26 protein-coding genes and 2 riboswitches are annotated in these 25,939 nt (G+C 64.7%); of the genes, 16 read left to right on the top strand and 10 right to left on the bottom strand.

All coding sequences use genetic code 11. The annotated features are described in order from the left end of the window. Both M2S36_RS09105 and M2S36_RS09110 read right to left on the bottom strand, forming a co-directional pair. Positions 1 to 540 (bottom strand): PAAR domain-containing protein (locus M2S36_RS09105; RefSeq protein WP_442969521.1); only part of this gene is annotated, 540 nt, incomplete at its 3' end. Positions 541 to 834: 294 nt separating this feature from the next. Next, on the bottom strand, positions 835 to 2,064 hold the full coding sequence (locus M2S36_RS09110; RefSeq protein WP_063915055.1) for an acyl-CoA dehydrogenase: 1,230 nt from the start codon (positions 2,062 to 2,064) through the stop codon (positions 835 to 837). Between the two features lie 140 nt (positions 2,065 to 2,204). Between M2S36_RS09110 and M2S36_RS09115 the strand changes: the two genes are divergently transcribed. Beyond that, positions 2,205 to 3,131 carry a LysR family transcriptional regulator gene (locus M2S36_RS09115; RefSeq protein ID WP_063915056.1) on the top strand — a complete coding sequence of 309 codons (927 nt, stop codon included), beginning with the start codon at positions 2,205 to 2,207 and terminating at the stop codon, positions 3,129 to 3,131. Between the two features lie 195 nt (positions 3,132 to 3,326). Beyond that, positions 3,327 to 4,481 carry a cysteine desulfurase family protein gene (locus M2S36_RS09120; RefSeq protein ID WP_233687767.1) on the top strand — a complete coding sequence of 385 codons (1,155 nt, stop codon included), beginning with the start codon at positions 3,327 to 3,329 and terminating at the stop codon, positions 4,479 to 4,481. 7 nt (positions 4,482 to 4,488) lie between these two features. Here M2S36_RS09120 and M2S36_RS09125 read toward each other — a convergent pair whose 3' ends face one another. The 3 genes from M2S36_RS09125 to nfsB form a co-directional block, all read right to left on the bottom strand. Continuing rightward, positions 4,489 to 4,926, bottom strand: a complete 438-nt coding sequence (locus M2S36_RS09125) for an RES family NAD+ phosphorylase (RefSeq protein WP_063915058.1) — start codon at positions 4,924 to 4,926, stop codon at positions 4,489 to 4,491. Next, complete coding sequence (locus M2S36_RS09130) at positions 4,923 to 5,372, bottom strand: antitoxin Xre/MbcA/ParS toxin-binding domain-containing protein (RefSeq protein WP_063915059.1); 450 nt, start codon at positions 5,370 to 5,372, stop codon at positions 4,923 to 4,925. Before M2S36_RS09130 ends, M2S36_RS09125 begins: the two co-directional genes overlap by 4 nt. A gap of 111 nt (positions 5,373 to 5,483) precedes the next feature. Further along, positions 5,484 to 6,137, bottom strand: coding sequence for an oxygen-insensitive NAD(P)H nitroreductase (gene nfsB / locus M2S36_RS09135; protein ID WP_063915060.1), 654 nt, complete (start codon positions 6,135 to 6,137; stop codon positions 5,484 to 5,486). 103 nt (positions 6,138 to 6,240) lie between these two features. Between nfsB and M2S36_RS09140 the strand changes: the two genes are divergently transcribed. Beyond that, positions 6,241 to 7,164: a LysR family transcriptional regulator gene (locus M2S36_RS09140; protein ID WP_207833828.1), complete on the top strand. Its 924-nt coding sequence runs from the start codon at positions 6,241 to 6,243 to the stop codon at positions 7,162 to 7,164. A gap of 155 nt (positions 7,165 to 7,319) precedes the next feature. Here the strand turns inward: M2S36_RS09140 and M2S36_RS09145 are convergent, their stop codons facing one another. Continuing rightward, on the bottom strand, positions 7,320 to 8,534 hold the full coding sequence (locus M2S36_RS09145; RefSeq protein ID WP_333957028.1) for a sugar transporter: 1,215 nt from the start codon (positions 8,532 to 8,534) through the stop codon (positions 7,320 to 7,322). 208 nt (positions 8,535 to 8,742) lie between these two features. Between M2S36_RS09145 and M2S36_RS09150 the strand changes: the two genes are divergently transcribed. Continuing rightward, the gene (locus M2S36_RS09150) at positions 8,743 to 10,059 is read left to right on the top strand and encodes a hypothetical protein (protein ID WP_207833838.1); all 1,317 of its coding nucleotides are present in this window, start codon (positions 8,743 to 8,745) and stop codon (positions 10,057 to 10,059) included. Positions 10,060 to 10,198: 139 nt separating this feature from the next. Here M2S36_RS09150 and calA read toward each other — a convergent pair whose 3' ends face one another. Further along, positions 10,199 to 11,251, bottom strand: coding sequence for a vanillin reductase (calA, locus tag M2S36_RS09155; protein WP_207833840.1), 1,053 nt, complete (start codon positions 11,249 to 11,251; stop codon positions 10,199 to 10,201). A 180-nt stretch (positions 11,252 to 11,431) separates the two neighbouring features. Between calA and M2S36_RS09160 the strand changes: the two genes are divergently transcribed. Continuing rightward, positions 11,432 to 12,337: an AraC family transcriptional regulator gene (locus M2S36_RS09160; protein ID WP_063915064.1), complete on the top strand. Its 906-nt coding sequence runs from the start codon at positions 11,432 to 11,434 to the stop codon at positions 12,335 to 12,337. A gap of 48 nt (positions 12,338 to 12,385) precedes the next feature. Here M2S36_RS09160 and M2S36_RS09165 read toward each other — a convergent pair whose 3' ends face one another. Then, on the bottom strand, positions 12,386 to 12,982 hold the full coding sequence (locus M2S36_RS09165) for a TetR/AcrR family transcriptional regulator (protein WP_207833842.1): 597 nt from the start codon (positions 12,980 to 12,982) through the stop codon (positions 12,386 to 12,388). Positions 12,983 to 13,075: 93 nt separating this feature from the next. On the opposite strand from M2S36_RS09165, the gene M2S36_RS09170 reads away from it, so the two are divergent. Next, positions 13,076 to 13,672: an NAD(P)H-dependent oxidoreductase gene (locus M2S36_RS09170; protein ID WP_333957029.1), complete on the top strand. Its 597-nt coding sequence runs from the start codon at positions 13,076 to 13,078 to the stop codon at positions 13,670 to 13,672. A 1-nt stretch (position 13,673) separates the two neighbouring features. Here M2S36_RS09170 and thpR read toward each other — a convergent pair whose 3' ends face one another. Then, positions 13,674 to 14,219 (bottom strand): RNA 2',3'-cyclic phosphodiesterase, encoded by a 546-nt coding sequence (gene thpR / locus M2S36_RS09175; RefSeq protein ID WP_233687770.1) that lies wholly within the window; start codon positions 14,217 to 14,219, stop codon positions 13,674 to 13,676. A gap of 158 nt (positions 14,220 to 14,377) precedes the next feature. Between thpR and lpxO the strand changes: the two genes are divergently transcribed. The 9 genes from lpxO to M2S36_RS09220 all read left to right on the top strand — a co-directional run bounded on the left by lpxO (position 14,378) and on the right by M2S36_RS09220 (position 24,878). After that, entirely contained in the window at positions 14,378 to 15,277 is a 900-nt protein-coding gene (gene lpxO / locus M2S36_RS09180; protein ID WP_333957030.1) for a lipid A hydroxylase LpxO, read from the top strand. Positions 15,278 to 15,396: 119 nt separating this feature from the next. Next, positions 15,397 to 15,741 (top strand): carboxymuconolactone decarboxylase family protein, encoded by a 345-nt coding sequence (locus tag M2S36_RS09185; protein ID WP_333957032.1) that lies wholly within the window; start codon positions 15,397 to 15,399, stop codon positions 15,739 to 15,741. Between the two features lie 78 nt (positions 15,742 to 15,819). Further along, entirely contained in the window at positions 15,820 to 16,389 is a 570-nt protein-coding gene (locus M2S36_RS09190; protein ID WP_063915069.1) for a GNAT family N-acetyltransferase, read from the top strand. A gap of 174 nt (positions 16,390 to 16,563) precedes the next feature. After that, positions 16,564 to 16,771: riboswitch (cobalamin riboswitch) on the top strand. Positions 16,772 to 16,880: 109 nt separating this feature from the next. Further along, on the top strand, positions 16,881 to 19,007 hold the full coding sequence (locus M2S36_RS09195; RefSeq protein ID WP_333957033.1) for a TonB-dependent receptor: 2,127 nt from the start codon (positions 16,881 to 16,883) through the stop codon (positions 19,005 to 19,007). A 202-nt stretch (positions 19,008 to 19,209) separates the two neighbouring features. Beyond that, positions 19,210 to 20,376, top strand: a complete 1,167-nt coding sequence (locus tag M2S36_RS09200) for a DUF1624 domain-containing protein (RefSeq protein ID WP_207833858.1) — start codon at positions 19,210 to 19,212, stop codon at positions 20,374 to 20,376. A 28-nt stretch (positions 20,377 to 20,404) separates the two neighbouring features. Next, positions 20,405 to 20,601: riboswitch (cobalamin riboswitch) on the top strand. Between the two features lie 111 nt (positions 20,602 to 20,712). After that, a complete protein-coding gene (locus tag M2S36_RS09205) occupies positions 20,713 to 21,723 on the top strand; it encodes an ABC transporter substrate-binding protein (RefSeq protein WP_333957035.1) in 1,011 nt (336 codons plus the stop codon). Then, positions 21,723 to 22,736 carry a FecCD family ABC transporter permease gene (locus M2S36_RS09210; RefSeq protein ID WP_233687772.1) on the top strand — a complete coding sequence of 338 codons (1,014 nt, stop codon included), beginning with the start codon at positions 21,723 to 21,725 and terminating at the stop codon, positions 22,734 to 22,736. The genes M2S36_RS09205 and M2S36_RS09210 overlap by 1 nt, the downstream gene beginning before the upstream one ends. After that, positions 22,733 to 23,521 carry an ABC transporter ATP-binding protein gene (locus M2S36_RS09215; RefSeq protein WP_207833863.1) on the top strand — a complete coding sequence of 263 codons (789 nt, stop codon included), beginning with the start codon at positions 22,733 to 22,735 and terminating at the stop codon, positions 23,519 to 23,521. The genes M2S36_RS09210 and M2S36_RS09215 overlap by 4 nt, the downstream gene beginning before the upstream one ends. 16 nt (positions 23,522 to 23,537) lie before the next feature. Further along, positions 23,538 to 24,878 (top strand): OprD family porin, encoded by a 1,341-nt coding sequence (locus M2S36_RS09220; RefSeq protein ID WP_207833865.1) that lies wholly within the window; start codon positions 23,538 to 23,540, stop codon positions 24,876 to 24,878. Positions 24,879 to 24,931: 53 nt separating this feature from the next. Here the strand turns inward: M2S36_RS09220 and M2S36_RS09225 are convergent, their stop codons facing one another. After that, positions 24,932 to 25,255 carry a hypothetical protein gene (locus tag M2S36_RS09225; RefSeq protein WP_207833873.1) on the bottom strand — a complete coding sequence of 108 codons (324 nt, stop codon included), beginning with the start codon at positions 25,253 to 25,255 and terminating at the stop codon, positions 24,932 to 24,934. Between the two features lie 188 nt (positions 25,256 to 25,443). Here M2S36_RS09225 and M2S36_RS09230 point away from each other — a divergent pair, with 188 nt between their 5' ends. Next, entirely contained in the window at positions 25,444 to 25,923 is a 480-nt protein-coding gene (locus M2S36_RS09230; protein WP_233687774.1) for a hypothetical protein, read from the top strand. Positions 25,924 to 25,939 lie beyond the last annotated feature (16 nt).

Genomic DNA, 25,939 nt, shown 5'->3' on the forward strand with positions numbered 1-25,939 from the left:
CCCTGCCTTGAAGCCTTGCTCGAACGTCGGGTTAAGCCGTTGCAGCCGGGAGATTGGCAACGTGGCATCGTGCTCGGCCAATTGCAGCAGCACCTGTGCAAATGACATGCGCCGAGGCACTACATAGAACCCGGGCTCCAGGGTTCCGGGCAGCGCACTTACTATGGGTTGGGAGAAACGCCCGGGGTAGATCGCGGCTGATGGCGCGGCAGAGTGGCTATTCGCGCGCCCTCCAAGGGAACGCAGGGGTGGAAATGCTTCACCCAACGGTGCGACCACCCGATTGCTGCCCGGTGGACAGCCACAGACTACCAGCGCACCGTCCATGGCCACCCGGCGGCCATCGGAAATGAAGTGGTCCACCCCTTCAGCGACCATCCCCTCCTGCCCGCAGAGAGGGCATGGCGTGGTGCGATCACCTTCGCGCAGCACCATTCGGCCCTCGTCAAGATAGCTGGCGTCCGTCGCAATGCAGACAGCCCCCGTAGTGGTGACATCGCTATCTACTGCCTGACCTTTTCCCTCCAGACTGACACGCATATGCAAACCCCCTGTGCATGGTTGAGGTTGAAAACCTAACATCAGCAAGGAAGGCCCAAGTGGCTTGGGTCGAATTTCAGAAGTTTCTTACAAAGTTTGAGATGAGCAAGCCCATGAGTCTGCTGGCGACGAAGGCGGCCAAGGATCGGGGGGTGGACCTGAAGACACAGTGAACCGTCAAGGGCCCCCTTCGCGGGCTTGCCCGCCCCCACAGGTACTGCGCGCAGCTCGGAGGCGGCACGGTACCTGTGGGAGCGGGCAGGCCCGCGAAGAGGCCGGAACAGGCCGGCAAAATCACCGCCCGCTACGCAACATCTCCGCCGGCACGTACTTGCCGATCTCATACTTGCCAATTGCTGCCCGGTGCACTTCATCCGGCCCGTCGGCCAGGCGCAGGGTGCGCTGCATGGCATACATGTAGGCCAGCGGGAAGTCGCCACTCACCCCTGCCCCGCCATGAATCTGGATCGCCCGGTCGATCACCTTCAGTGCCACGTTCGGTGCCACGACCTTGATCTGCGCAATCTCGCTGCGGGCCACCTTGTTGCCGACCGTGTCCATCATGTAGGCCGCCTTCAGTGTCAGCAGCCGGGCCATGTCGATCTCCATGCGCGAGTCGGCGATCTTGTCGACGTTGCCGCCCAAGCGCGCCAATGGCCGGCCGAAAGCCGTACGCTCCACCGAGCGCTTGCACATCAGTTCCAGCGCCCGCTCGGCCATGCCGATCGAACGCATGCAGTGGTGGATACGCCCCGGCCCCAGGCGCCCCTGGGCAATCTCGAAGCCACGGCCCTCACCCAGGATCACGTTCTCATACGGCACCCGCACGTTCTCGAAAAGCACCTCGGCGTGGCCATGGGGGGCATCGTCATAGCCGAACACCGGCAGCGGGCGGACGATCTTCACCCCGGGCGTATCGGTGGGCACCAGCACCATCGAGTGCTGCTGGTGGCGCGGCCCTTCAGGGTCGGACAGGCCCATGAAGATCATCACCTTGCAGCGTGGGTCGCAAGCGCCGGAAGTCCACCACTTGCGCCCGTTGATTACCCATTGGTCACCATCACGCACCGCGGTGGCAGCCATGTTGGTGGCATCCGAGGAGGCCACGTCCGGTTCGGTCATGGCGAACGCCGAGCGGATCTCGCCACGCAGCAGCGGCTCCAGCCACTGGCGCTTCTGCGCCTCGCTGCCATAGCGCACCAGCACTTCCATGTTGCCGGTGTCCGGCGCCGAGCAATTGAACGGCTCCGGGCCGAGCAACGAGCGGCCCATGATTTCCGCCAGCGGGGCATATTCCAGGTTGCTCAGGCCGGCGCCGTATTCAGATTCGGGCAGGAACAGGTTCCACAACCCTTCGGCGCGGGCCTTGGCCTTGAGCTCCTCCATGATCGCGGTGGGCTGCCAGCGGTCGCCCTCGGCGACCTGGCGCTCGAACACCGCCTCGGCGGGGTAGACATAGGCGTCCATGAACGCGCTGACGCGCTCGCGCAGTGCCTGGACCTTGGGCGAATAGGCGAAATCCATCGGGGCTACCTTCATGGTTCGGAGTACATGGGCCAGAGCCTAGAGCAGCATGAGCCCATCCACCTAGTCTATTTTCCACGTGTATAAACATTCATAACCGATATATGATCGCCCCATAATTCCAACAAAGAGCGGCGCCCATGAACCTCAGCAAGGTCGACCTCAACCTGTTCATCGTGTTCGATGCGATCTACACCGAAGCCAACCTGACCCGCGCCGGGCAGATCGTCGGCATCACCCAGCCGGCAGTGTCCAACGCCCTGTCGCGGCTGCGTGAAACCTTCAACGACCCGCTGTTCGTGCGCACTGCGCAAGGCATGGTGCCCACGCCCATGGCGCAGAACATCATCGGCCCGGTGCGCAATGCCCTGGCGCTGCTGCGCACGTCAGTGCAGGAAAGCCGCATCTTCAACCCGCAACAGGCCAACAAGACCTTCCGCATCAGCATGACCGACCTGACCGAAGCGGTGATCCTGCCGCCTCTGTTCCAGCGCTTGCGCCGCCTGGCGCCGGCGGTGCTGATCGAGAGCTTCCTGTGCAAGCGCCGCGAGACCACCAAGGAACTCGCCGCCGGCCGCCTGGACTTCGCCATCGACGCACCGTTGAACACCGACCCGCAGGTACGCCACGTCAAACTGATGCAAGACCGCTATGTCTGCGCCCTGCGCCAGGGCCACCCACTGGCAGACCGCAAGCTGACGCTGGACAACTACCTGGGCATGACCCACATCCATATCTCCAGCCGCCGCAATGGCCTGGGCTACGTCGACCTGGCCCTGGGCAAGATGGGCGTGCAACGCAAGGTTGCCTTGCGCTCGCAGCATTACCTGATGGCCTCGCAGGTGTTGCAGCAGACCGACATGGCGATGACCGTCCCCGAGCGCTTTGCCCGCCGCCATCAGTTGCGCTACCAAGCACTGCCGGTGGAGGTACCAGCGCTGGAAACGCACCTGTACTGGCATGAAAGCACCGATCAGGACCCGGCCAACCGCTGGATGCGCGAGCAGATCACCGAGTTGTGCGAACGCGTGGTGGCCGAGGAAGAGAAGGCTGTGGAGTCGGCCTGAAGAGGGCTACCGAGGGGCCTTTGGTGAGCCCCTCCCGGCCAAGAGAAAAATATTCTATGTATAACTTATTAGAGAGAAATTTTTTTCAACAATCTTGAGAACAGAGTCGCTGGAAGCGAAAAATGTCTCTCCAGCAGTGGGTACGCTTGCTTCAACGATCACCGATTTCACGGCAACAGACACGGACCCGCCCCAATGCCTAGCGCCCCGCTCTACTTCGATTACGCCGCCACCACTCCGGTCGACGACCGGGTCATCGAAACCATGCTCGCCTGCCTTGGCAGCCAGGCCAACTTCGGCAACCCGGCGTCCAGTGGCCATGCCTTCGGCCAGGCCGCGCGCCGCGCCGTGGAGCAAGCCCGCCAGCAAGTGGCCGAACGGGTCGGCGCACAGGCCGATGCACTGGTCTGGACCTCGGGTGCAACCGAGTCCAATAACCTGGCGCTCAAGGGCATTGCCCAAGGCCTCGGCCAGCCCGGACACCTGATCACCAGCCAGCTGGAACACAAGGCCGTGCTCGACACCGTGGCCGAACTGGAGCGCCAGGGCTGGGCCATTACCCGCCTTACACCGGATGCCGCCGGCCTGATTCAGCCCGCAGCGGTGCAGGCAGCGTTACGCACCGACACCCGCCTGGTGTCGCTGATGGCGGTCAACAATGAACTGGGTACGATCACCGACTTTGCCGCAATTGGCGAACAGGTGCGTGCCCACGGTGCCCTGCTGCACGTGGATGCGGCGCAGGCGGTGGGCAAACTGGCCATCGACCTGAGCGTAATGGCCGTGGACCTGATGTCGTTCTCGGCGCACAAGGTGTATGGCCCCAAGGGCATCGGTGCACTCTACGTCGGGCCGCGCGCCCGTACGCTGATGCGCGCGCAGATGCACGGTGGCGGCCATGAGCAGGGCCTGCGTTCCGGCACCCTGGCGACCCACCAGATTGCCGGCATGGGCAGCGCCTTTGCCTTGGCCGGCCAGCCCGGCGACAGCGAACACCTGCGCCTTGAGCAACTGGCCAGGCGCCTGCGCGAAGGCCTGCTGGCCCTGCCCGGCGTCACCCTCAACGGCTGCGCCAACCAGCGCATTCCCCACACGCTGAACCTGTGTATCGACAACAAGGGCTTCAACAGTGCGGCGCTGGCCAGCGAGCTGGCGTTGTCGACTACCTCGGCCTGCAACTCGGCGAGCAATGCAGCCTCGCATGTGCTGCTGGCGTTGGGGCTGGATGAGCGCCAGGCACGCAACAGCGTGCGCCTGAGCATCGGGCGTTTCAGCAACGAGGCTGAAGTGGACAAGGCGCTAGAAGTGTTTGGCCGGGTGCTGACAGCGGCATCAGCAGCGCTTTGGTGAAGCTGCCCTAGAAAAGCCGGCTGTCCGGAGTGAAGTCCTCGACCTCGAGCCTGGCGCTGTTTGCCTGTGGATGACGCGGGTTGAACAGGTAATTGGTGGTGCTGGGCATGATCGCGCTCGGCACCGGCAACAGCAATGCCGAACACTCATCCAGAAAGCGGTTGCCCAGGCCCCGGGTCAGTTCGGTCTGGCTCGACCAGCCAGGCTGCAATACGGGCAACTGCGCTTGCGAAACGGTATCGGGCAATTCGATGCGAAGCAGCCTCATGGTGGAGGGGAAATCCTCAGGGTCGATCTCCAGGTGCACCAGCACCTCGAGCATCGCCCCGGCCGGACTGGTGGCGGCATACACCACTGGCCGGCCCGCCTGGTGCCAGCGGCCGCTGATACGCAAGCCGCCCGTTCCGCTCAAATCTGCATAGGCGCTGATGCGCCACAGAATCACAGGCCAAAACCCTCGGCGATCTGCAGCAACATCTCTTCGACCTGGGTGGTGCCTTGCTGGGTGGTGAGCATCTGCATGGGGGTCAGCCCCGAGAAGCGCTCCTTGGGCTTGGACAGCCAGCGCTTGGCCTTGCCCGCTTCGCCGAAGACGGCTTCGGCCATGGCGGTGATATGGGCCGAGCGGAACAGCCGGTCGCTTTCTTCCACGGTCAGTGGCTGGTCGCGTTCGATGCGGGATTTCAGGGTACGCAGGGGAATGATCTGGTCACGCTCCACGGGGGTGAACACACCGAGTTCGGTCAGTTTCACCAGCCAGGTGGCGGCAAAGCCATGGGTGATGCGGGTGTGGATTTCGAAATCACTGGCGAGTTCGGGGATTTCCAGCAGTGCATGCAGGCGCGCCCGGTACTCGTGGTAACCGTTGTCGCGAAGCACTTCGGCAAGCATGGCGCTCTCCCTTCCGGCGTTTACCGAGAAGTATGCGGCATATGCCGGATTTTGCAAGCCGACCGGGAAGACGGGGCCGCAGAGCGGCCCCCNNCCCCCCCCCCCCCAATCTCACAGGAAGGTGAACACCTGCGAAGCCGGCAACCGCGACTTGTTCAGCCCGGCATTGAAGTCCGTCTCGCTGCGATAGCCCAGGCTGAGAACCACCACGCTGGTGAAGCCACGTTCGCGCAGGCCCAGTTCGGCATCAAGAATCTTGCTGTCGAAGCCCTCGATCGGCGTGGCATCCAGCCCATGTGCAGCAGCCCCCAGCAAGGCAGTACCCAACGCCAGGTAGGTCTGCTTTTCCATCCAGTGCTGCACGTCTTTCTGGTCAAAGCGGTGCAGGTCGACGTAGTGCCGGCGGCTCTGGTTCTGCGCGGCACGCGCCTGCTCATCACGGAATCGGCCATCGGCAGCTTCCTGGTCGAGCACGGCATTCAGGTGCGCTTCGCTCATCTCGGTACGGGTGCAGAACACGATCACATGCGAGGCATCGAGGATCTTCGGCGAATTGTAGGCATAGCGCTCTGCGGTGCTCTTGGCCAGGCGGGCCTTGCCTTCGGCACTGTCGGCAACGATGAAATGCCACGGCTGCGAGTTGACCGAGGACGGACTGTGGCGCAGTTGCTCGAGCAGGGCATCGACAGTGGCCTGGGGAATACGGCGCGAGGCATCGTAGGCTTTGGTGGTGTAGCGGCGCTTGGCCAGCGAGACGGTATCCATGCAAAACTCCGGGAATGAACGGGGGATTTGCCGGGCATCTTATCTTTCCTGCAGAAAAGAAAAACCGGCACAATGCAGCAACACTTTCATCCCAGGAGTGAAAATGCTGCGCATCGCCGACCTCGAACTGTTCGTCCGCAGCAGCGTGCTGGGCAGCTTTACCGCCGCCGCTCACGAGGCACAGCTGCTGCCGGGCCAGGTTGCCGCCGCGATCAAGCGCCTGGAGCGCGAACTCGACGTGCGCCTGTTCGCCCGCACCACCCGCAGCCTGCGCCTGACCGCTGAAGGCGAGTTGTACCTGCCGACCGCCCTGAATGTGCTGGAGAGCCTGCGCCAGGGCCGTGAGGACCTGCATGGCAACCCCAGCTCCCTGCGCGGCACCCTGCAAGTGTCGGCACCGTCCGACCTGGGCCGCAACATGCTGCTGCCCTGGCTGAGCGCCTTCCGCCGCGAACACCCGGCCCTGCACCTGCGTTTCTTCCTGTCCGACCAGATCGCCGACCTCAACCGCGACCCGGTGGACGTAGCGATCCGCTATGGCCTCAACCAGGACGCCAACTACATTGCCCTGCCGCTGGCCGACTGGAACCGCCGGGTGCTGGTCGCCGCGCCCGACTACCTGGCCCGCCACGGCCACCCGCTCACGCCCGACGCCCTGCAGCAGCACGCCTGCCTGCTGTACATGCAGCACAACCGGGTCTATGACAAATGGCGGGTGGGCAACCGTACCGTGCAGGTGCGCGGGCCGCTGGTCAGCGACGATGCCGACGTGATCCGCCGCCTGGCCTTGCAGGGTGAAGGTATCGTCTACAAGTCGTGGCTGGACGTAAGCGCCAACATCGTGGCCGGCGAACTGGAAATCGTCCTGCCCGAATACCTCGGTGAACCCGCCCCGGTCACCCTGGTGTGCCCGCACCGCAAGCAACTCACGCCCGCAGTGGCACAACTGCACCTGTGGCTGCGCGAACGCTTCGAGGCACTGCGCAACCGGGCGCTGACCAACGGCTGCACAATCGTTCCAGACTGAACAGCGGGCATGGGCTGCAGTACTGGTTTGAGCCTTCTATTGCCAGTACCGGTCTCTTCGCGGGCACGCCCGCTCCCACAGGTACTGCATCAACGTCAGAAGCGATGCAGTACCTGGGGGAGCGGGCGTGCCCGCGAAAAAACCGGCACGGTCATTCAGGAATGCCCAGGCACCCCGCCCAGCGCCTCGCGGAACCGCCGGGTGCTGACAACGGCCAGCAGCAACCCGACCACCGCCACGCTACCGCCCACCAGGCCGATATCCGCCACGTCCAGCTGGCTGCTGACGATACTGCCCAGCAACGCGCCGCCGCCGATACCGATGTTGTAGATACCCGAGAACAGCGCCATGGCCACATCGGTGGCATCGGATGCCAGTTTCAGGGTCTTGGACTGCAAGGACAGGCTGAAACTGAGGATCGCCCCCCCCCAGAACATGCTCAACGCGGCGAACACATGGAAGTTGCCCGACAGCGGCAACAGCAGCAACAGGCATGCCGCCAGCAGGCCGATCGAACCCACCAGGAAGCCATGCGGAAAGCGCTCGCTGTAACGGCTGAACAGCAACGAGCCGAACACCCCGGCACCGCCGAACAGCAGCAGCAACAGCGTGGTGCGCTCACCGCCGATCTGCGCCACGTGCAGGGCGAACGGCTCGATGTAGCTGTAGGCGGTGAACTGTGCGGTAATCACCAGCGTTACCAGCACATAGGTGATCACCAGCGCCGGGCGCTTGAACAGGACCGGCAGGCTGCGCAGCGAGCCCGAGTTCTGGCTGGGCAGCAGCGGCAGCGACTTCATCAGGCACAGCATGGTCGCCAGCGCCACCCCGGCAATGCTCAGGAAGGTGATGCGCCAGCCCAGCGCTTCGCCCACCACACGGCCCAACGGGATGCCCAGGACCATGGCCAGGGTGGTGCCGGTGGCCAGCAGGCCCAGCGCCTTGGCCTGCTGGCCGGGCGGTGCCACGCGCACCGCCAGGGAGGCAGTGATGGCCCAGAACACCGCATGTGCCAGGGCAATGCCGATGCGGCTGACCAGCAACATGGCAAAGCTCTGTGACAACCACGACAGCAAGTGGCTGACGATGAACACCAGGAACACGAACAGCAACAGGCGCCGCCGCTCGATGTTGCGGGTCAGCAGCATCATCGGCAGCGAGGCCAGCGCCACCACCCAGGCATAGATGGTCAGCATCAGGCCGACCTGGGCAGTACTCATGTCGAAGCTGCGGCCAATGTCGCTGAGCAGCGCCACCGGGACGAACTCGGTAGTGTTGAAGATAAAGGCCGCCAGGGCCAGAGCAATGACGCTCAGCCAGCTGCCGCTACCCGCCGTGGGTGGCATGTTGGTAGGTGTGGGTCCGTTCATGGGGTGGAAACCGGTTCTCCGCAGACAAGGCAACAGGACGCACGCCAGCCACCCGCTTGCCGGGGTGTCGACGCACGCTTTGTTATTGGAAGGAATGCCGGCATGGTACGCGTCACGCCGGGGCCTCACAACCGCGAGGCGGGTAGAAGGAGTACCATGCGCGCTTTGTATGAAACGCGTATGCAGCAACAAGGAGCCCGATCCGCTCATGGACCAGCAGCCCCCACAGCAGCAGTGGCAGCAGGCGGTCACCGCCTACGCCCAGGCTGTCAACGACTATGTCGCGCAGGGCCGCGCGCAAGGCTGGGATGACCTCGAAGAACCCCTGCCGCAAGCCACCGAACACTTGCTCGATGCCTGGCTCGAAGCCCTGCAAGCCGCCAACCGGCCTGGTGTCGAAGCCTTCGAGCAGCAAGCCTTCCGCGAAGCCTGGCCGCCCGCCCACCACCCATTGCTGGCGCTGATCAAGGAGAACGGACAAGGCATCTGCAACGTCCTGCTGCTGGACGACGGCAGCCTGCTGGCACGTATCGGCATGCCGCATGACAAAGGCCAGGTGGTGCGCATCGACCGTCACGGGGTGACCCCGGTGATCGGCGTCGATCATTTCGGCCGCTGCCCGGCCCGCCGCTACTTCGCCCTGGCCAATGCCGAGGGCGTGCGCGTGACCGATGGCTGGGGCGGCCCGCAAGTGCTGCGTCTGGCCTGGCCCACGGGGCTGGAGGGGTTGCCGCCGGGTTACCCGTTCGAACCGTTCGACCTGCCGCCCACGCCGACCGCGCTGATCCCCTTCCCGGATGGCCAGCGTGTGCTGCTGGTGAGTGCCGAGGGTATCTTCCTGCTGACCCGCCACGGCGCGACCCGCCTGCTGCCACACCAGGCGCGGGTGCTCGACGAGCTGGACGAAGGCACCGACCCGGACGACATCTACCTGGGGCTGAGCATGGAGCACGGTGCGGTGTCGGCAGATGGCCAGTTGATCGTGGTCGGCGAGCAAGGCAGCCGTCACCTGGTGCTGGACGAGCAGCTCAGGCCCGTGGCAGCAATCGGCCCGGCCAGCGAGTACCCGCACTTCGCGCTGTTCAACCGCGCGGGAGACCAGTTGATACTCAATGCCTGCCATTTCTACAGTGGCGCCACGCTGGCAGTCAGGGTGGCCGACTTGCCGGGGCTGGATACCGATTACTACAGCCAGGACCCGCGCACCCCGCTGGTGCAGGATGGCGCGCGGGTGTATGCCGGTGTGGCACGCGACGGCGAATATATCGTGGGGGATGCCTATGGTTACCTGCGGGCGTTTGGCGAAGATGGCGTGGAGCATTGGCAGCATTACCTGGGGTCGACCATCAGTGCGCTGGATATCAGTGCCGACGGGCGTACGCTGGTGGCGGCGAGCCATGCCGGGTTTGTTTCGGTGATTGCCCTGGACAGCGGGCGGCCGGCCTGGCAGATCGGTACCGGCGCACATGGCGAGGTACGGCGGTGGTTGTTCTGGAAAGGCTGGGACAGGGCATTGGCCTGGTAACAGATCCAGTATTCATTACCTGTCTCGGCCTCTTCGCGGGCTCGCCCGCTCCCACAGGTACTGCACAGACTTCGGAAGCTGTGATTTACCAGTGGGAGCGGGTTCACCCGCGAAGAGGCCAGCACAGGCAACCCATCAGTCAGCCCTGCAAAGTGGCCATATCGATCACGAACCGGTACTTCACATCCCCGGCAATCATCCGCTCATACGCCTGGTTGATGTTGCGAATATCCAGCAGCTCGATATCACAACGAATGGCGTGCTCGGCACAGAAGTCCAGCACTTCCTGTGTCTGGGCAATACCACCGATCAACGACCCCGCCAGCACCCGACGCTTCATCACCAGATTGGCCGCATGCACCGCCGGGTCGATCGGCTCGATCAGGCCGACCAGGATGTGCACGCCATCGAACTTGAGGGTTTCCAGGTACGGATTGAGGTCGTGCTGCACCGGGATGGTGTCGAGCAGGAAGTCGAAGCGACCCGCCGCAGCGCGCATCTGCTCGGCATCGGTAGACACGATCACATGGTCGGCACCCTGGCGGCGGGCTTCCTCGGCCTTGGCCTGGGAGCGGGTGAACAGGGTCACTTCGGCGCCCAGGGCCTTGGCCAGCTTGATACCCATGTGGCCCAGGCCGCCCATGCCAAGGATGCCGATCTTGTGACCGGGGCCGACACCGTGGTGCTTGAGCGGCGAATAGGTGGTGATGCCGGCGCAGAGGATCGGCGCGGCGCTGGGCAGGTCCATGCCGGCCGGAATGCGCACCACGAAGTGCTCGCTGACCACGATGCTGCTGGAGTAACCGCCCATGGTGTTGCTGCCGTCGACCCGGTCCGGGGTGGCATAGGTCATGGTCGGCCCTTCCAGGCAGTATTGCTCCAGGTCCTTGGCACAGGCTTCGCAGTGGCGGCACGAATCGACCATGCAGCCCACGCCGACCAGGTCGCCGACTTTGTGCGCGGTCACTTTGTCGCCCACTGCGGTGACCCGGCCGATGATCTCGTGGCCAGGCATCAGGGGGTACACGGCAATGCCCCATTCGTTGCGCGCCTGGTGGATGTCGGAGTGGCACACACCGCAGTACAGGATCTCGATGGCGACGTCGTCCGGGCGCGGGCTGCGGCGCTCGAAGGTCATGGGGGTCAAGGGGCTGGTAGGGGTCTGGGCGGCGTAACCGATGGCGGTGTACATGCAGGGCCTCGCTAAGAAGTGAAACGATTCAGGCGGCGCATTCTGCGCGCCATGCGCCGCCTCGCCCACAGCTGATTCTCCGGCATCCATGCCTGATTCTCCGAAGATGCCATGCAGTGCCTGGCGCCGGGCCGTCATTCTGCGATGATTAGACTGTCCGATTCTCTGCCCTGGTCCATCATGCAACTGACCCGCCATGTCGACGCCAATGCGCCGCTTTGCGCACTGATCCGCAGCCTCGCCACGCGCCCGGGCTTCGTGCCCACGCACCTGCCCCAGGTGCAGGTGCTGAGCTGGGAGCACTATGTGGCCAGCAGCCCGCAGATCTACGAACCCAGCCTGATGATCCTGGCCCAGGGCAGCAAGCTGGCGCGCCTGGGGCCGCGTACCCTGGAGTACGGCGCCGGGCATTACCTGGTGCAGGCATTGTCGGTGCCGTTCATGTGCGAAACCTTCGCCACCCCCGAAGCGCCGTTGCTGGGCGTGGCGGTGGACATCGACCGCGGCGTGCTGGGTGAACTGGTGCAAAGCATGGCCTTGGCGCCGGATGCCGCGGTGCAGGCGCAAACCCCGCAGTCGATGACCTCGGCGGCACTCGATGCTCCGATGCGCGAATGCGTGGAACGGCTGCTGCGCTGCCTGCAGGACCCAATGGACGCCAAGGTGCTGGGCCCGGCGCGGGTGCGCGAGGTGCTGTACACCGCCCTGCGCGGCCCACAGGCCGGCGTGTTGCGGGCATTGGTGGAGCAACAGGGGCACTTCGCCCGCATCGGCGCCGCCCTTGCCCACCTGCGCGAGCACTACACCGAGCCGCTGAGCGTGGAAGCGCTGGCCGCGCGCGCCAACATGAGCGTTTCGACCTTCCACGAGCACTTCAAGCGCTGCACCGACATGGCACCGATGCAGTACCTCAAGCGCCTGCGGCTGCTGAAAGCCCAGCAAATGCTGATTGGCGAAGGCCTGGGGGTGGCGCAGGTCGCGCACCGGGTGGGGTACCAGAGCACCTCGCAGTTCAGCCGCGAGTACAAGCGTCAGTTCGCCCGCAGCCCGGGGGATGAGTTGCCGCATCAGAGCCTGCCGGTGTAATCGCCTGCCGGCGATGGGCTGCAGAGCAGCCCGGGCACTCTCAAGGCTTCATTGCCGCTCGACCATCGCCACTATTGCTGCCTGCAATTCGGCCTTGGCCTGCCCGGCGTCCAGCTCCCCCGCCGCAGCTGCCTGCGACAAGGCATCCGCCGCCCCCACCATCAGGCGCATGCCCGCCAGCCCAATGTTGCCACTGGGCGAAAACCCGACCAACGCCTCGCGGCACTTGTCCAGAAACGGCTGCTCATACGCCCGCTTGAGCGCTTCCATTTCCGGCGAGCCGGCCAATGCCGCCGACACTCCCGGTATTTCACGCCCCTGACTCATCACACAGTCCACGTAGGCCTCGGCAATTACCCCGGCGCGGCTGGCCAGGCTGGCATCACAGCGCACCAGCGCCTGCTCCAGCATTCGCGTCTGGCGTGCGTCGTATTGCTGATACAGCGCCACCAGCAGCCCGGTGCGGGTCTCGAAGTGGTCGTACACCACCGGCTTCGTCACCCCTGCCTGCTCGGCCAAACGGCCGAGGCTCAGGGCATCGGTGCCCTCCTCCCGCACCAACTGCCAGGCCACATCGAGCAACTGCCGACGGCGCTCGTCGCGGCTCAGGCGCTTGCGCGAGTGGGCTTGATCATCGCTTGACATCTATAACCTACCAAAAGTAACTTACCAAACGTAACTTACCTTGAGTATATAGCGCTCCGGGTAATCCTGCATCCCTGTCTTGGAGAGACCACCATGCACGCCCTGATCGTCGTCGGCCATCACGACCCGCAATCCCTCACCCATGCCCTGGCCCGGCAGATCGCCAACGGCCTGGCCAACGCCGGCCACGGCAGCGAAATCGCCGACCTGGCCAGTGAAGGTTTCGACCCGCGTTTCGGCCTGGCCGACCATGCGGTGCACCGCCGGCTCGCAGCCCCGCCGGCGGATGTACTCAAGGAGCAGGCGCGCATCGAGCGCGCCGATACGCTGGTGCTGGTCTACCCCATCTATTGGTGGTCGCTGCCGGCCTTGCTCAAAGGCTGGGTCGAGCGGGTGTTCAGCAATGGCTGGGCGTTCGACTATGAAGGGGGGATCACCGTCAAGAAGCTGCGCGGCATGAAGGTGCACCTGGTCGGTGTCGCCGGTGCCGATGGCGGCACCTTCGAACGGCATGGCTATGGCGAGGCGATGCGCGTGCAGATCGAGCACGGCATTTTCGACTACTGCGGCGCCGAGGTACTCAGTTCCACCCTGCTTGACGAAAGCGAAGACGCGGACCCGGCATCGCACCTGCACACGGCACGCAGGCTGGGTGAGCGGATGTTCGCAGACTGCGAGGCCACGGCCTGAATCAGCTCGACAGCGGCCACTGCGCCAACGGCCAGTAAGCGCCCTTGCGCGACTCGTACAGTGTGAAATGGCGGGCGGCGAGGTAGAAATCCGGCGCGCTGCTGGCCTCTGGCGGCTGGCCGCGGTAATCCCTGGCCAGCGTCAGGTGCGGGCGATACTCACGGTCGGCCGCTTCCACCCCCAACGGCAGCAGTGCCTGCTGCAAGCTGTAAACCAGTTGCAACAGGGCCGCTGGCGTCTGCTGCGCCTCCAGCACCAGGGCGCTGGCCCGCTGCCATACCTGCAAGCGGTCCAGTAACAGCCGTGGTGCCGTGGCCGGTAGCGCCAGCTGGTCGACTGCCGCACAAATTGCAGGCACCTGGGCGGTATCCACATCGCCGAGGAACAGCAGTGTTACATGGAAGTTGGCGGCCGGCACCGGCTTGCCGCTGCGCAGGCTCAGGCCACGTCGCCACTGAGCCAGCGCGCGGCGCTGGGCATCGCTGACCGGCAAGGCGAAGAACAGCCGCTTGAAGGGGGTACCGCTGGGGCGTACGTCCTGAATCATACGAACTCCTGAACATGAAACGTTTGCGCAAGGCTGCAGGGCATTAAACCTAAGTCGCCCCGTCATTGCGTAACAATAAGTACAAACTACCCCCATGATTGTTTATGCTGGCGGGCTCATGCCATGGCGCATGGCCATTTTTCGACAAGTAAACGTCCATGAAAATTGCACTCGTACTCATCTTCGTCCTCTCGATCGCCTATGTTCACCTGCGCGGTCGGGTTCGCCACAAGCTGACCCGTCAGCTGGGCGACCACTCCAGCTTCCTGGCACCGGTCAACAGCTTCCTGTACCTGTTTTCCAGGCATCCGGCCAAGCCTTACCTGCCGGTGGAGGCCTTCCCCGAGCTGCAGACACTGCAGGACCACTGGCAGGAAATCCGCGAAGAGGCCCGCCAGCTGCTGCATGTGGGCGAAATCAAGAAGTCCGACAATTACGATGATGTCGGTTTCAACTCATTCTTCAAGACCGGCTGGAAGCGCTTCTACCTGAAGTGGTACGGCGAAAGCCACCCGTCGGCGATGACCCTGTGCCCACGCACCACCGAGTTGCTCAAAGGCATCGGCACGGTCAAGGCCGCCATGTTCGCCACCCTGCCGCCGGGCGCCAAGCTGGTGCGCCATCGTGACCCGTATGCCGGCTCCTACCGCTACCACCTGGGCCTGGACACGCCGAACGACGACGGTTGCTACATCGACGTGGACGGTGAGAAGTACTCATGGCGCGATGGCGAGGGCGTGGTCTTCGACGAGACCTACATCCACTACGCGGCCAACACCACCGAGCACAACCGCATCATCCTGTTCTGCGACGTGGAACGCCCGCTCAAGTACCGCTGGGCAACCGCGTTCAACCGCTGGTTCAGCCGCAACGTCATGGCCGCCGCCGCGGCACCCAACGATGCCGGCGACAAGACCGGTGGCATCAACCGGCTGTTCACCCGCATCTACAAGATCCGCGAACGTGGCAAGGCGCTGAAGAAGCGCAACCGCACGCGCTACTACCTGGAGAAGTGGGCATTCGTTGCGGTGTTGGTGCTGGTGTTCATCTACATCTGACCGGTGCGGGAGCGCGCAGCCCAAAGGCCTGCGCGCAACCAACCAAAGTACGAGTCTCACACATCCCACTCTTCGACTAGCCTGAAAGCTCCACTCGCAACCTCCCCAAGGTGAAGACGATGAGCATGATGGACTGGGACGCCTACCGTAAGCAGTTGATGGCCGGCATCGGCGATCTCAAGCAGCTTTCCCCTGATACCGTTGCCGGCTACCTGACCGCCAGCGGCGCAGGTGCCAAGACCAACCACCTGGACGCCAAGACCCGCGAGCTGATCTCCCTCGCCGTGGCCGTGACCACCCGCTGCGACGGCTGCATCGCCGTGCACTCGCAGCAAGCCGTCAAGCACGGCGCCAGCCGTGAGGAAATCGCCGAAGCGCTTGGCGTTGCCGTGGCGATGAACGCCGGAGCCGCGCTGGTCTACTCGGCACGGGCCATGGATGCGGTGGGCAAGGCCAACGGCTGAGTGCAATTGGCGTCGCCGCCCTTGCGCGACGGCGCCGCGCCACCCAGACTGGGCGGCCCAGCCCTTGCAGGAACCCGCATGATCCACATCCGCCCCATGACGCCGGAAGACTTCGAACGCTTCTGGCCCACCTTCCAGGCCGTTGTCCAGGCCCGTGAAACCTACGCATTCGACCCGGCCTTGAGCTTCGACCAGGCCCGCCAGCTGTGGCTGGAGCTGCCCATGCGCACGCTGGTGGCCGAAGAAGACGGCGAGCTGCTGGGTTCGTATTACCTCAAGGCCAACGCCGCCGGGCCTGGTGGGCACGTGGGTAATTGCGGCTACATGGTCTGTGAGTCGGCACGCGGCCGGGGCGTGGCGCGGCTGATGTGCGAGCACTCACAGAAACAGGCGCGCCAGGAGGGCTTTCTGGCCCTGCAGTTCAACTCGGTGGTGGCCACCAATGAGGTGGCTGTGGCGCTGTGGCACAAGCTGGGCTTCGAAACAGTTGGCCGCTTGCCCAAGGCCTATCGCCACGCCCGCCTGGGGCTGGTGGACTGCCTGGTGATGTACAAGTGGCTGGCGGATGAGCCAGTGGTGGAGAAGCCACCGCTGCTGATCGGGCGCAAGAATATCGAGGCGCGGGTATCGCGGCGGCGCGGGCGCTGATCTTCTCTCGCAGGCCTGGCCTCTTCGCGGGTAAACCCGCTCCCACAGGGATATCACGGGCTTCTGGGCCGGTGTTTTACTTGTGGGAGCGGGTTTACCCGCGAAGAGGCCAGGCCTGCCTACAACTCCCCCCAATGATCACACCAGATTTGACGCCCCTACGTTTCAATGGTCAGATGCCCGCCAGTTTCAGGTGCCCTGCGCCGCCGCGCGCAGGGTGAAACGGGAAGCCGGTGCGTCGTGTTGCCCACGACAAGTCCGGCGCTGCCCCCGCAACGGTAAGCGAGCGAACCCTTCGAGATACCACTGTGCACCTGCATGGGAAGGTGAAGGCTTCATGCCCCTCGCAAGCCCGGAGACCGGCCTGGAGCTTCACTTGGCAACCCGCGGTGGGCGGGCGCAGGCCGGTATCCGTGCGCGCACCTGTGGGCACGGTGCGCCTTTGCGTGTTTTCCACCGGGATCCATTCATTCCTGCAGCAGTGGAACGACATGTCCCGTATGTTAAAGCTTCACCCCCTGGCGGCCTGCCTGGCCGTTTCCCTGCCGGCCCTGGCCGACGACCTTGACCGACAGCCCCTGGCCCTGCCCTCCACGACCATCACCGACACCCAGGGCAGCCACGCCATCGACCTGGCCACCCCGACCCAGGCTGGCTCGCGCCTGGGCCTCAGCGCCCTGGAAACACCGGCCAGTACCAGCAGCATCAGCGCCGAGCAGATCCAGCAGCGCAACAACCTCACCGTGCAGGATGCAGTGACCCGCTCGCCGGGTATCAGCTACGTCGGCTCCCCGGGCGACGGCGGCACGGGCCTTTCCGCCCGCGGCTTTGCCGGCCACAGCTCGGTGATGACCTTGTTCGACGGCGCACGCCTGTACACCGGTGCCGGTACCCAGACGTTCCCGGTCGACCCGTGGATGGTCGAGCGCATCGATGTGATTCGCGGCCCGGCCTCGGTGCTGTATGGCGAAGGCGCCACCGGTGCGGTGGTCAACGTGATCCCGAAAAAGCCGTTTGCCGGCGAGGTACGCAACCACCTGCGCCTGGGCTACGGTTCGTGGGACCGCCAGCAGCTTGGCCTGGACAGCGGCGGCAGCCTCGGCGAGCGCCTGAGCTACCGCCTGGTCCTGAACCAGCAAGCCGGTAACGGTTGGGTCGACCGCACCCCTTCACGTAGCCTGGCGCTGAGCGCCGCGCTGCGCTTCGATGCCAGCGACGACCTCAGCTTCACCCTCGCCCACGACCGCGGCGATGCGGAGCCTGCCAACTACTACGGCACCCCGCTGATCGACGGTCACTACCGCAGCAGCCTGCGCAACAAGAACTACAACGTGCAGAACGACGTGCAGCATTACGTCGATGAATGGACCCGCCTGAACACTGACTGGACGTTGAACGACCACCTCAGCGCCAGCAACCAGCTGTACTACATCAAAAGCCGCCGGCACTGGCGCAACGCCGAGGACTACAGCTGGGACGCCGAGCGCCAGCAGCTGCTGCGCGGCAGCTACCTGGAAATCAAGCACAACCAGGAACAGTTCGGCGACCGCCAGACCTTCACCCTCGACCACACGCCGTTCGGCCTGGCCAGCAAGACCATGGTCGGTGCCGAGTACAACAAGGTCCGTTTCAACGTCGACAGCAACACGCCCTACAACGATGTGGGCGGCGACTACGTCGACCCGTGGCAGCCGCAACCGGGTTGGTTCCACAGCGCCTCGCCGTTGCGCCCGCAAACCTTGTCCACCACCCACACCTTTGCCCTGTTCGCGGAAAACCGCCTGCAGCTGAGCGATCGCCTGTCGCTGGTTACCGGCGTGCGCCGCGACCAGAACCACATCGTTCAGGAAAAACTGACCGTCGACAGCCGCAGCGACCGCAGCCTGCAAGGTGGCAACTGGCGTGCCGGGCTGGTGTTTGCGGTCAGCGACGACCTGTCGCTGTATGGCCAGTACTCCACCAGCGAGGACGGGGTCGACAACCTCATCAGCCTCAGCGCCAACCAGATGCACTACGACCTGACCGAAGCCAGGCAGACCGAGGTGGGCCTCAAGCAGCGCTTCTGGGAAGGGCGTGGCGAATGGACGTTGGCGGCCTACCACATCGTCAAGAAGAAGCTGCTGGTGGATGACCCGGTCACCCACGAGAAGCAACAGGCTGGTCAGCAGACATCCGACGGCCTGGAGGCAACCCTGGAACTGGCGCTGGCGCACCAGTGGCAGGTGTCGGCCAACGCGTCGGTGGTGCGCGCCAGGTACGACGATTTCGACGAAGTGGTCGGCGGCGTGGCACAGGACCGTGCGGGCAATCGCCCGGCCAATATCCCACGGCGTACCGCCAACCTGTGGCTGAGCAAAGGCTTCGGCCAGCGGATGGAGGCCGGCATTGGCGCGCGCTATGTGGATGAGCGCTATGCCAACACCGCCAACACCCGGAGTGCCCCCGGCTACACCGTGGTCGATGCCAACATCGGCTGGCAGGTGTTGCCGGATGTGCGGCTGGGGTTGCAGCTGAACAACCTGTTCGACCGTGAATATGTGCAGTCGGCGTTCAGTGGCCAGCAGTGGCTGTTGGGGATGCCACGGTCGTACTTTGCGACGGTGGATTACAGCTTCTGATCCTATCTGCCTGCACCGGCCTCTTCGCGGGTAAACCCGCTCCCACAGGGACATCACAGACCTTGAAACCTGTAACGTACCTGTGGGAGCGGGTTTACCCGCGAAGAGGCCGGTGCAGGCAGCACAAAAAATCTACCAATCCATGATTATTTAGTTATAAGATAACATTTCATTTGACATCCATTCCTACCAGCGAACTTTCATGACAAGCGCCAGTGCCACCCCCACCCTGCTCACCCAGCGCCTGCAGAGCATCGATGCCCTGCGCGGTCTGGTGATCCTGTTCATGCTCCTGGACCACGTCCGCGAAACCTTCTTCCTGCACCGCCAGGTCAGCGACCCGATGGCCATCGATACCACCGAGCCCTCGCTGTTCCTCAGCCGCACCTTGGCCCACCTGTGCGCGCCGGTGTTCGTCATGCTGACCGGCCTGTCAGCCTGGCTGTACGGCGAGAAACACCAGGGCCGCGGCGATGTCTCGGCGTTCCTGTTCAAGCGCGGGCTGTTCCTGGTGGTGCTGGAATTCACCCTGGTCAACTTCGCCTGGACCTTCCAGCTGCCGCCCAGCGTCATCTACCTGCAGGTAATCTGGGCCATCGGCGTCAGCATGATCGCCCTGTCGCTGCTGGTCTGGTTGCCACGTGCCGCCCTGATCGCCTTGGGCGCAATCATCATCGCCGGCCACAACCTGCTCGATGGCCTGCACTTTGGTGCCGAATCCGCCCTGCACGTGCCATGGGCAATCCTGCATGACCGGGGCTGGCTTGAGTTCTCCGAAAGCCTGCGCCTGCGCACCTCCTACCCGGTGCTGCCGTGGATCGGTGTCATCGCCCTGGGCTACGGCCTTGGCCCGTGGTTCGCCCGTGGCAGCGAGGCCGGCCAGCGCCAGCATCGCCTGCTGCTGGCCGGGTTGATCGCGCTGCCGGGCTTTGTCGTGCTGCGCCTGCTCAACGGCTACGGCGAGGCGCCGTGGAGCGCTTACCCAACCCTCACGCAAACCCTGATGAGCTTCTTCAACATCACCAAGTACCCACCGTCGCTGCTGTTCCTGGCCCTGACCCTGGGCTGTGGCCTGCTGTTGCTGCGCGCTTTCGAACGCGCCGGCCAGGCCCGCTGGATCAGCGCCCTGGCGGTGTTCGGTGCAGCCCCCATGTTCTTCTACCTGCTGCACCTGTATGTGCTGAAGCTGCTGTACCTGGCCAGCGTGGCGCTGTTCGGCCGCAACCATGGCGACTACTTCGGCTTCGACGGCATCGCCGCGGTGTGGCTGGGGGCGGTGCTGCTGGCGGTTTCGCTGTACCTGCCGGTACGCTGGTTCGCCCGCCTGAAGGCGCGGCGGCGCGACATCACCTGGCTGAAGTACTTCTGAAAAGCGTTTTCACCCGGCGGCGCGATGGTCTACCATGCCGGCCGCCGGTTTCCACCACGGAATCAATAGGGAATCCCAGGCCCGCCAATTCGGGCCAAACGGAACTGCCCCCGCAACTGTAGGTGCCGAGCCTGCTCCATCGATGCCACTGGGCCACCAACCCGGGAAGGCGGAGCCAGGCCATGACGCACCAGTCAGGAGACCTGCCGGCCTACATTCACCAACCGGCGGGGTGTCCGGGATTGGCTATCAGTGTTGCCCCTGCCGCCAGCGGGGGCTCGGCGATGCCTGTCCGTGCGTTCCTCACCCGAACTGTCCGATAGGAGATCGCCCAGCATGCTGCCCCGTTTTGCCACCCTGCTCGCCAGCCTCGGCCTCACCGGCCTGGCCCAGGCTGCTGCCACCCACTACCCGCTGACGGTCGACAACTGCGGCAAACCGCAAACCTTCGCCCAGGCGCCGGAGCGCGCGGTCACCATTGGCCAGGCCGGTACCGAGATGCTCTACGCGCTGGGGCTGGGTGACAAACTGGCGGCCACCTCGCTGTGGTTCAACAACGTGCTGCCCGAGTACCAGGTGCAGAACGACAAGGTGCCGCGCCTGGCCGACAACGAGCCCAGCTTCGAGGCAGTAGTGGGCAAGCGCCCGCAACTGGTGACGGTGCAGTTCGAATGGATGGTCGGTGCCCAGGGGGCGGTCGGCACCCGCGAGCAGTTCGATGAACTGAGTATCCCCACCTACCTGCTGCCGTCGGACTGCGAAGGCAAGGACAACCTGGTGGGCGCCGACGGCACCCGCCTGCAGGCGTTCCAGGTCGAAAGCATCTACAAGAGCGTCAGCCAGCTGGCGGAAATCTTCGACGTGCAGGACCGTGGCACAGCCCTGAATGCCGAGCTCAGAAACCGCCTGGACAGCGCCAAGTCGCAACTGGCCGGCAAGGATCTGTCCACCACCTCGGCATTGTTCTGGTTCTCCAGCGCCGACCTGCACATCGACCCCTACGTAGCAGGCCGCCAGGGGGTCGCCGATTTCATGCTGCGCACCCTCGGCGTGCGCAACGTGGTCGAGTCCAGCGAAGAGTGGCCGACCGTTGGCTGGGAAACCCTGGCCAAGGCCAACCCCACCTGGCTGATCATCGCCCGCATGGACCGCCGCCGCTACCCCGCCGACGACTATCAGAAGAAGCTGGCATACCTGCGCAGCGACCCGGTAACGCGCAACATGGATGCGGTGAAGCACGACCGCATCATCATCCTCGACGCCGACGCCATGCAGGCCGGCATTCGCTTGTTCAGCGGCCTGCAGACGCTGGCCGCCGCCTTCGCCAGCGGCAAAGCAGCCCAGTGATGATGCGCCTGTTACCCATCGCTGTTGCCCTGGTCGCCCTGTTGGCGGCCTTGCTGGCCGGCACCGCCATCGGCGAAACCAACCTGTCACCCGGCGTGGTCGGCCAGGTGCTGGCCAACCACCTGTGGCAGGCCGGCTACCCGGTCGACCCGATCGACGCCGGCATCATCTGGAACTACCGCCTGACCCGCACCCTGGTCGCTGCGGCCTGCGGCGCCGGCCTGGCCATCTGCGGCGTGATCCTCCAGGCATTGTTGCGCAACCCGTTGGCCGAGCCTTATCTGCTGGGGTTGTCTGCCGGCGCCTCGACCGGTGCGGTGCTGGTCGGCCTGCTGGGCCTGGGCAGCCTGGCGCTGAGCATGTCCGGCGGCGCTTTCATCGGCGCCCTGGCAGCATTCGCCCTGGTGCTGGTGCTGGCCCGCGCAGCCGGCCCGGGCAGCAACAACGCCCAGGTGATCCTCGCCGGGATCGCCGGCTCGCAACTGTTCAACGCCCTCACCGCCTTCCTCATCACCAAGTCGGCCACCGCCGAGCAGGCGCGCGGCATCCTGTTCTGGCTGCTGGGCAACCTCAGTGGCGTGCGTTGGCCTTCGGTGTGGCTGGCCGTGCCAGTGGCGCTGTTCGGGCTGGTGGTGTGCCTGTGGTACCGCCGTGCGCTGGATGCCTTCACCTTCGGTGCCGACTCGGCGGCGTCGCTGGGCATCCCGGTACGGCGTACCCAGTTGCTGTTGATCAGCTGCGCGGCACTGGTGACCGCCGTGATGGTGTCCATCGTCGGCGCCATCGGTTTTGTCGGGCTGGTGATTCCCCATGCCCTGCGCCTGCTGCTTGGCCCCGGGCACAGCCGCCTGCTGCCTGCCAGTGCCCTGGGCGGGGCACTGTTTCTGATTGCTGCCGACATCCTGTCGCGCACCTTGATTCCTGGCCAGGTGATCCCCGTTGGCGTGGTCACCGCGCTGCTCGGCGCACCGGTCTTCGCGCTGATTCTGGTCAGCCGCCGGGGGCGCCCATGACGGTCATGACGGCTGTACCGATGGCCCCCTTGAGTTGCCAGAGCCTGGGGCTGCAACTGGCCGGCAATAGCGTGCTCAGCGATATCGAACTAAGCGTTGTCGCCGGTGAAACCCTCGGCATCGTCGGCCCCAACGGCTCCGGCAAGTCTTCGCTACTGAAGGTGCTGGCCGGACTGCGCAAGCCAGGCAGCGGCTGCGTGCAGCTGCTGGGCGAGCCGCTGGCACAATTGCCCCGCCGCCGTGTCGCCCAGGCCTTGGCGCTGGTCGAACAGCAGGCTGATACCCTCGATGCGATCAGCGTGTTCGACGCCGTTGCCTTGGGCCGCACCCCTTGGCTGTCGGCGCTGGCGCCGTTCTCCCGGGAAGACCGCGCGATCGTCGAACAGGCCCTGGCCGACCTCGACGCCCTGCACCTGCGCACACGCCTGTGGGGCTCGCTGTCCGGTGGCGAGCGCCAACGCGTGCACATCGCCCGTGCCCTGGCGCAACGGCCGCAGGTGCTACTGCTGGACGAGCCGACCAACCACCTCGATATCCAGCACCAGCTGGGCCTGCTGCAACAGGTGCAAGCCCTGCCGGTGACCACCCTGGTGGCCTTGCACGACCTCAACCAGGCACTTACCTGCGACCGCGTCGCGGTGCTCGACAAGGGCCGCCTGGTCGCCCTCGGCAAACCGCTCGAAGTGCTCAACCCCGAGCGCCTGCTAAGCACTTTCGGCGTGCACGCCCACTACCTCACCGACCCCTTCGACGGCGCACGCATCTTGCGTTTTCGCGCCTCCTGAACAGGAAGCTTTGCCCATGCCGCGCCCTGTCGCCCTGCTGCTCACCGGCACCCTGCTAGCACCGGCCGCGCTGGCCGAATCCGCCCAGTCGCAAAGCAACGGTTTTGTCGAGGATGGCCGCTGGAGCCTGCTCAACCGCAGCGTATTCGACCAGCGCGACTACAAGCATGGCGGGCGCAACAGTGCCGCGCGCAACGCCTACAAGCCGCGCAGTGAACGCAACGGCAAGGCCGAGGAATGGGCCTATGGGCTGATGGGCACCTTTCAGTCCGGCTTCACCCGGGGGCTGATCGGTGTCGGGGTCGATGCCCACGCCTACCTGGGTGTGCAACTTGACAGCGGCGGCGGGCGCGCAGGCAAGGCGCGCTTGCTCGGGGTGGATAACGAGGGGCACCCGAAAAACGAATACAGCCGTGCCGGCGCGGCACTGAAACTGCGCATGTCCAATACCGTGCTGTCTTACGGTGAGCAACGGGTCAAGACCCCGGTGTTCAGCTCTTCGGACAGCCGCCTGCTACCCGAGACAGCCACCGGTTTCTTCCTTGCCAGCAACGAATTCGACACCCTAAAGCTGGTGGCCGGGCACTTCAACGAGAGTACCGACCGTAATGCTTCCAGCCACGACCAGGGCTTCGTGGTGAACTACTCCAACGGCCGCCAGGGCAACAGCTTCGACCTGGCTGGCGTGGTGTGGAACCCCGGCGCCGCCTTCAGCGGCAGCCTGTACACCTCCCGCTACCAGGACAGCTGGAACCAGCACTACCTGGGCAGCACCCTCAGCCATGCCCTGGATGAGCGCCGCAGCCTCAGCCTCGACCTCAACTTGTACCGCACCACCGACACCGGCAAGGCGCTGTCCGGGCGCATCGACAACACCACCTGGAGCCTGGTCTCACGCTACAACCACGGGCCGCACGGCTTCAGCCTGGGCTGGCAGCAGGTGGACGGCAACACGCCATTCGACTACGTGACGCGGGGGGCGATCTTCATTGCCAACGCGGTGCAGATGTCGGACTTCAACGCGCCGAACGAGAAGTCGTGGCAGGCGCGTTATGACCTGAACATGGGCGCCTACGGCGTGCCAGGGTTGAACCTGACGGCATTGTACGTGCGCGGGTTCGATATCGACGGCACTCATGTCGACCCTGCAGGCGGGTATGCGTACCTGGGGTATGGCAAGGGGGGCAAACATTGGGAGCGCGACCTCGAGGCACGGTATGTGGTACAGAGTGGCAAGGCCAAGGGCACCGTGTTTTCGCTGCGCCATGACGTGCATCGGGGCAACACGGCGCAGGCGGAGCTGGATGGGGACCAGATACGGTTGGCGGTGGAATGGCCGTTGGGGGGTGAGTTCTGATGTATCGCGTGGTCGGAAAGATCCTGGGGCCGCATGACGGCCCCAAAAACCGATCAGACGACCGAACTGCCAACAGGCTGCAACCCCCACTCCGCCCGTTCCTGCGCACTCAGCGTCGCCACCACCTCGGCAAAGGTCCGCTCCAGCTCTGAGCTGACATTGCCAAACACCCGGTAATTGGTCAGCAGGTAGCGCTTCACGGTCCTGGGCCAGCGCCTTTCCTTGTGCGCCGCATGGATGATGCCTTTGGCGTCATGCCGCGTCGCTCCACGCCACAGGTCCATCAACCTGTTCTCGAAATCACCGAAGGTCCACAGGTCTCTGCGGTCTTCGAACTCGTCCAGCAGTTTGAGTTTGTACAGGGCCATGTGCGTCATCGTGAATCTCCCTTGGGTGCATTGAAAAATCCGTGCACCTCGGAAGGTAAGCAACCCGGGCAGGTTTTGAAATGAACGCGTCGATTAGCTGAGCAGCATCTTTGTAGGCACTTTCTGACCTGCCAGCGCAGCCACAACGGCCGACATCGGTATAATCGGCAGCACTCACTGCCCAACCAGGCCACGCCATGCCTCGCTTCCAGAAGTTGCTGTTGCCCCTGCTGCTGACTGCCGCCCTCACCGCCTGCGACCAGCAACCCTCCCGTGAAGAACAGATCCTGGCCCAGCTGCCGCTGCAGGATGCCTACACGCACAACATCGAGCGCATGGCAGCGCTGCTCGGCCGCACACACCCGCAGCTGTCGCAGGCGACCATCCAGGGCGTGCTACGCAAGTACCTGACCGTCGAGGACCAGCGCCAGGACCTGTTCCGGCTGTACAGCGAAAAGAACTTCAGCGATGCCGAGTTCGCCACCATCGTCGAGGCCACCCAGGACCCGGCCAAGGCCCGTGCCCTGGAAGACACCGAGGCCGGCAAGCGCCTGAGCGAGAAGCTGACCGCCCTGATGCGCGAGACCGCCCGCGACGCGAAGGTGCAGGCCTTGGCCGAGCAGCGCATGCAACAGGTCGAAGACGAACTGGACGCGCTGGAAAAGGCAGGCTCCTGAGCGTGGTTCCCCGCTG

Source organism: Pseudomonas sp. SF2, assembly GCF_036858055.1.
Lineage (GTDB): Bacteria > Pseudomonadota > Gammaproteobacteria > Pseudomonadales > Pseudomonadaceae > Aquipseudomonas.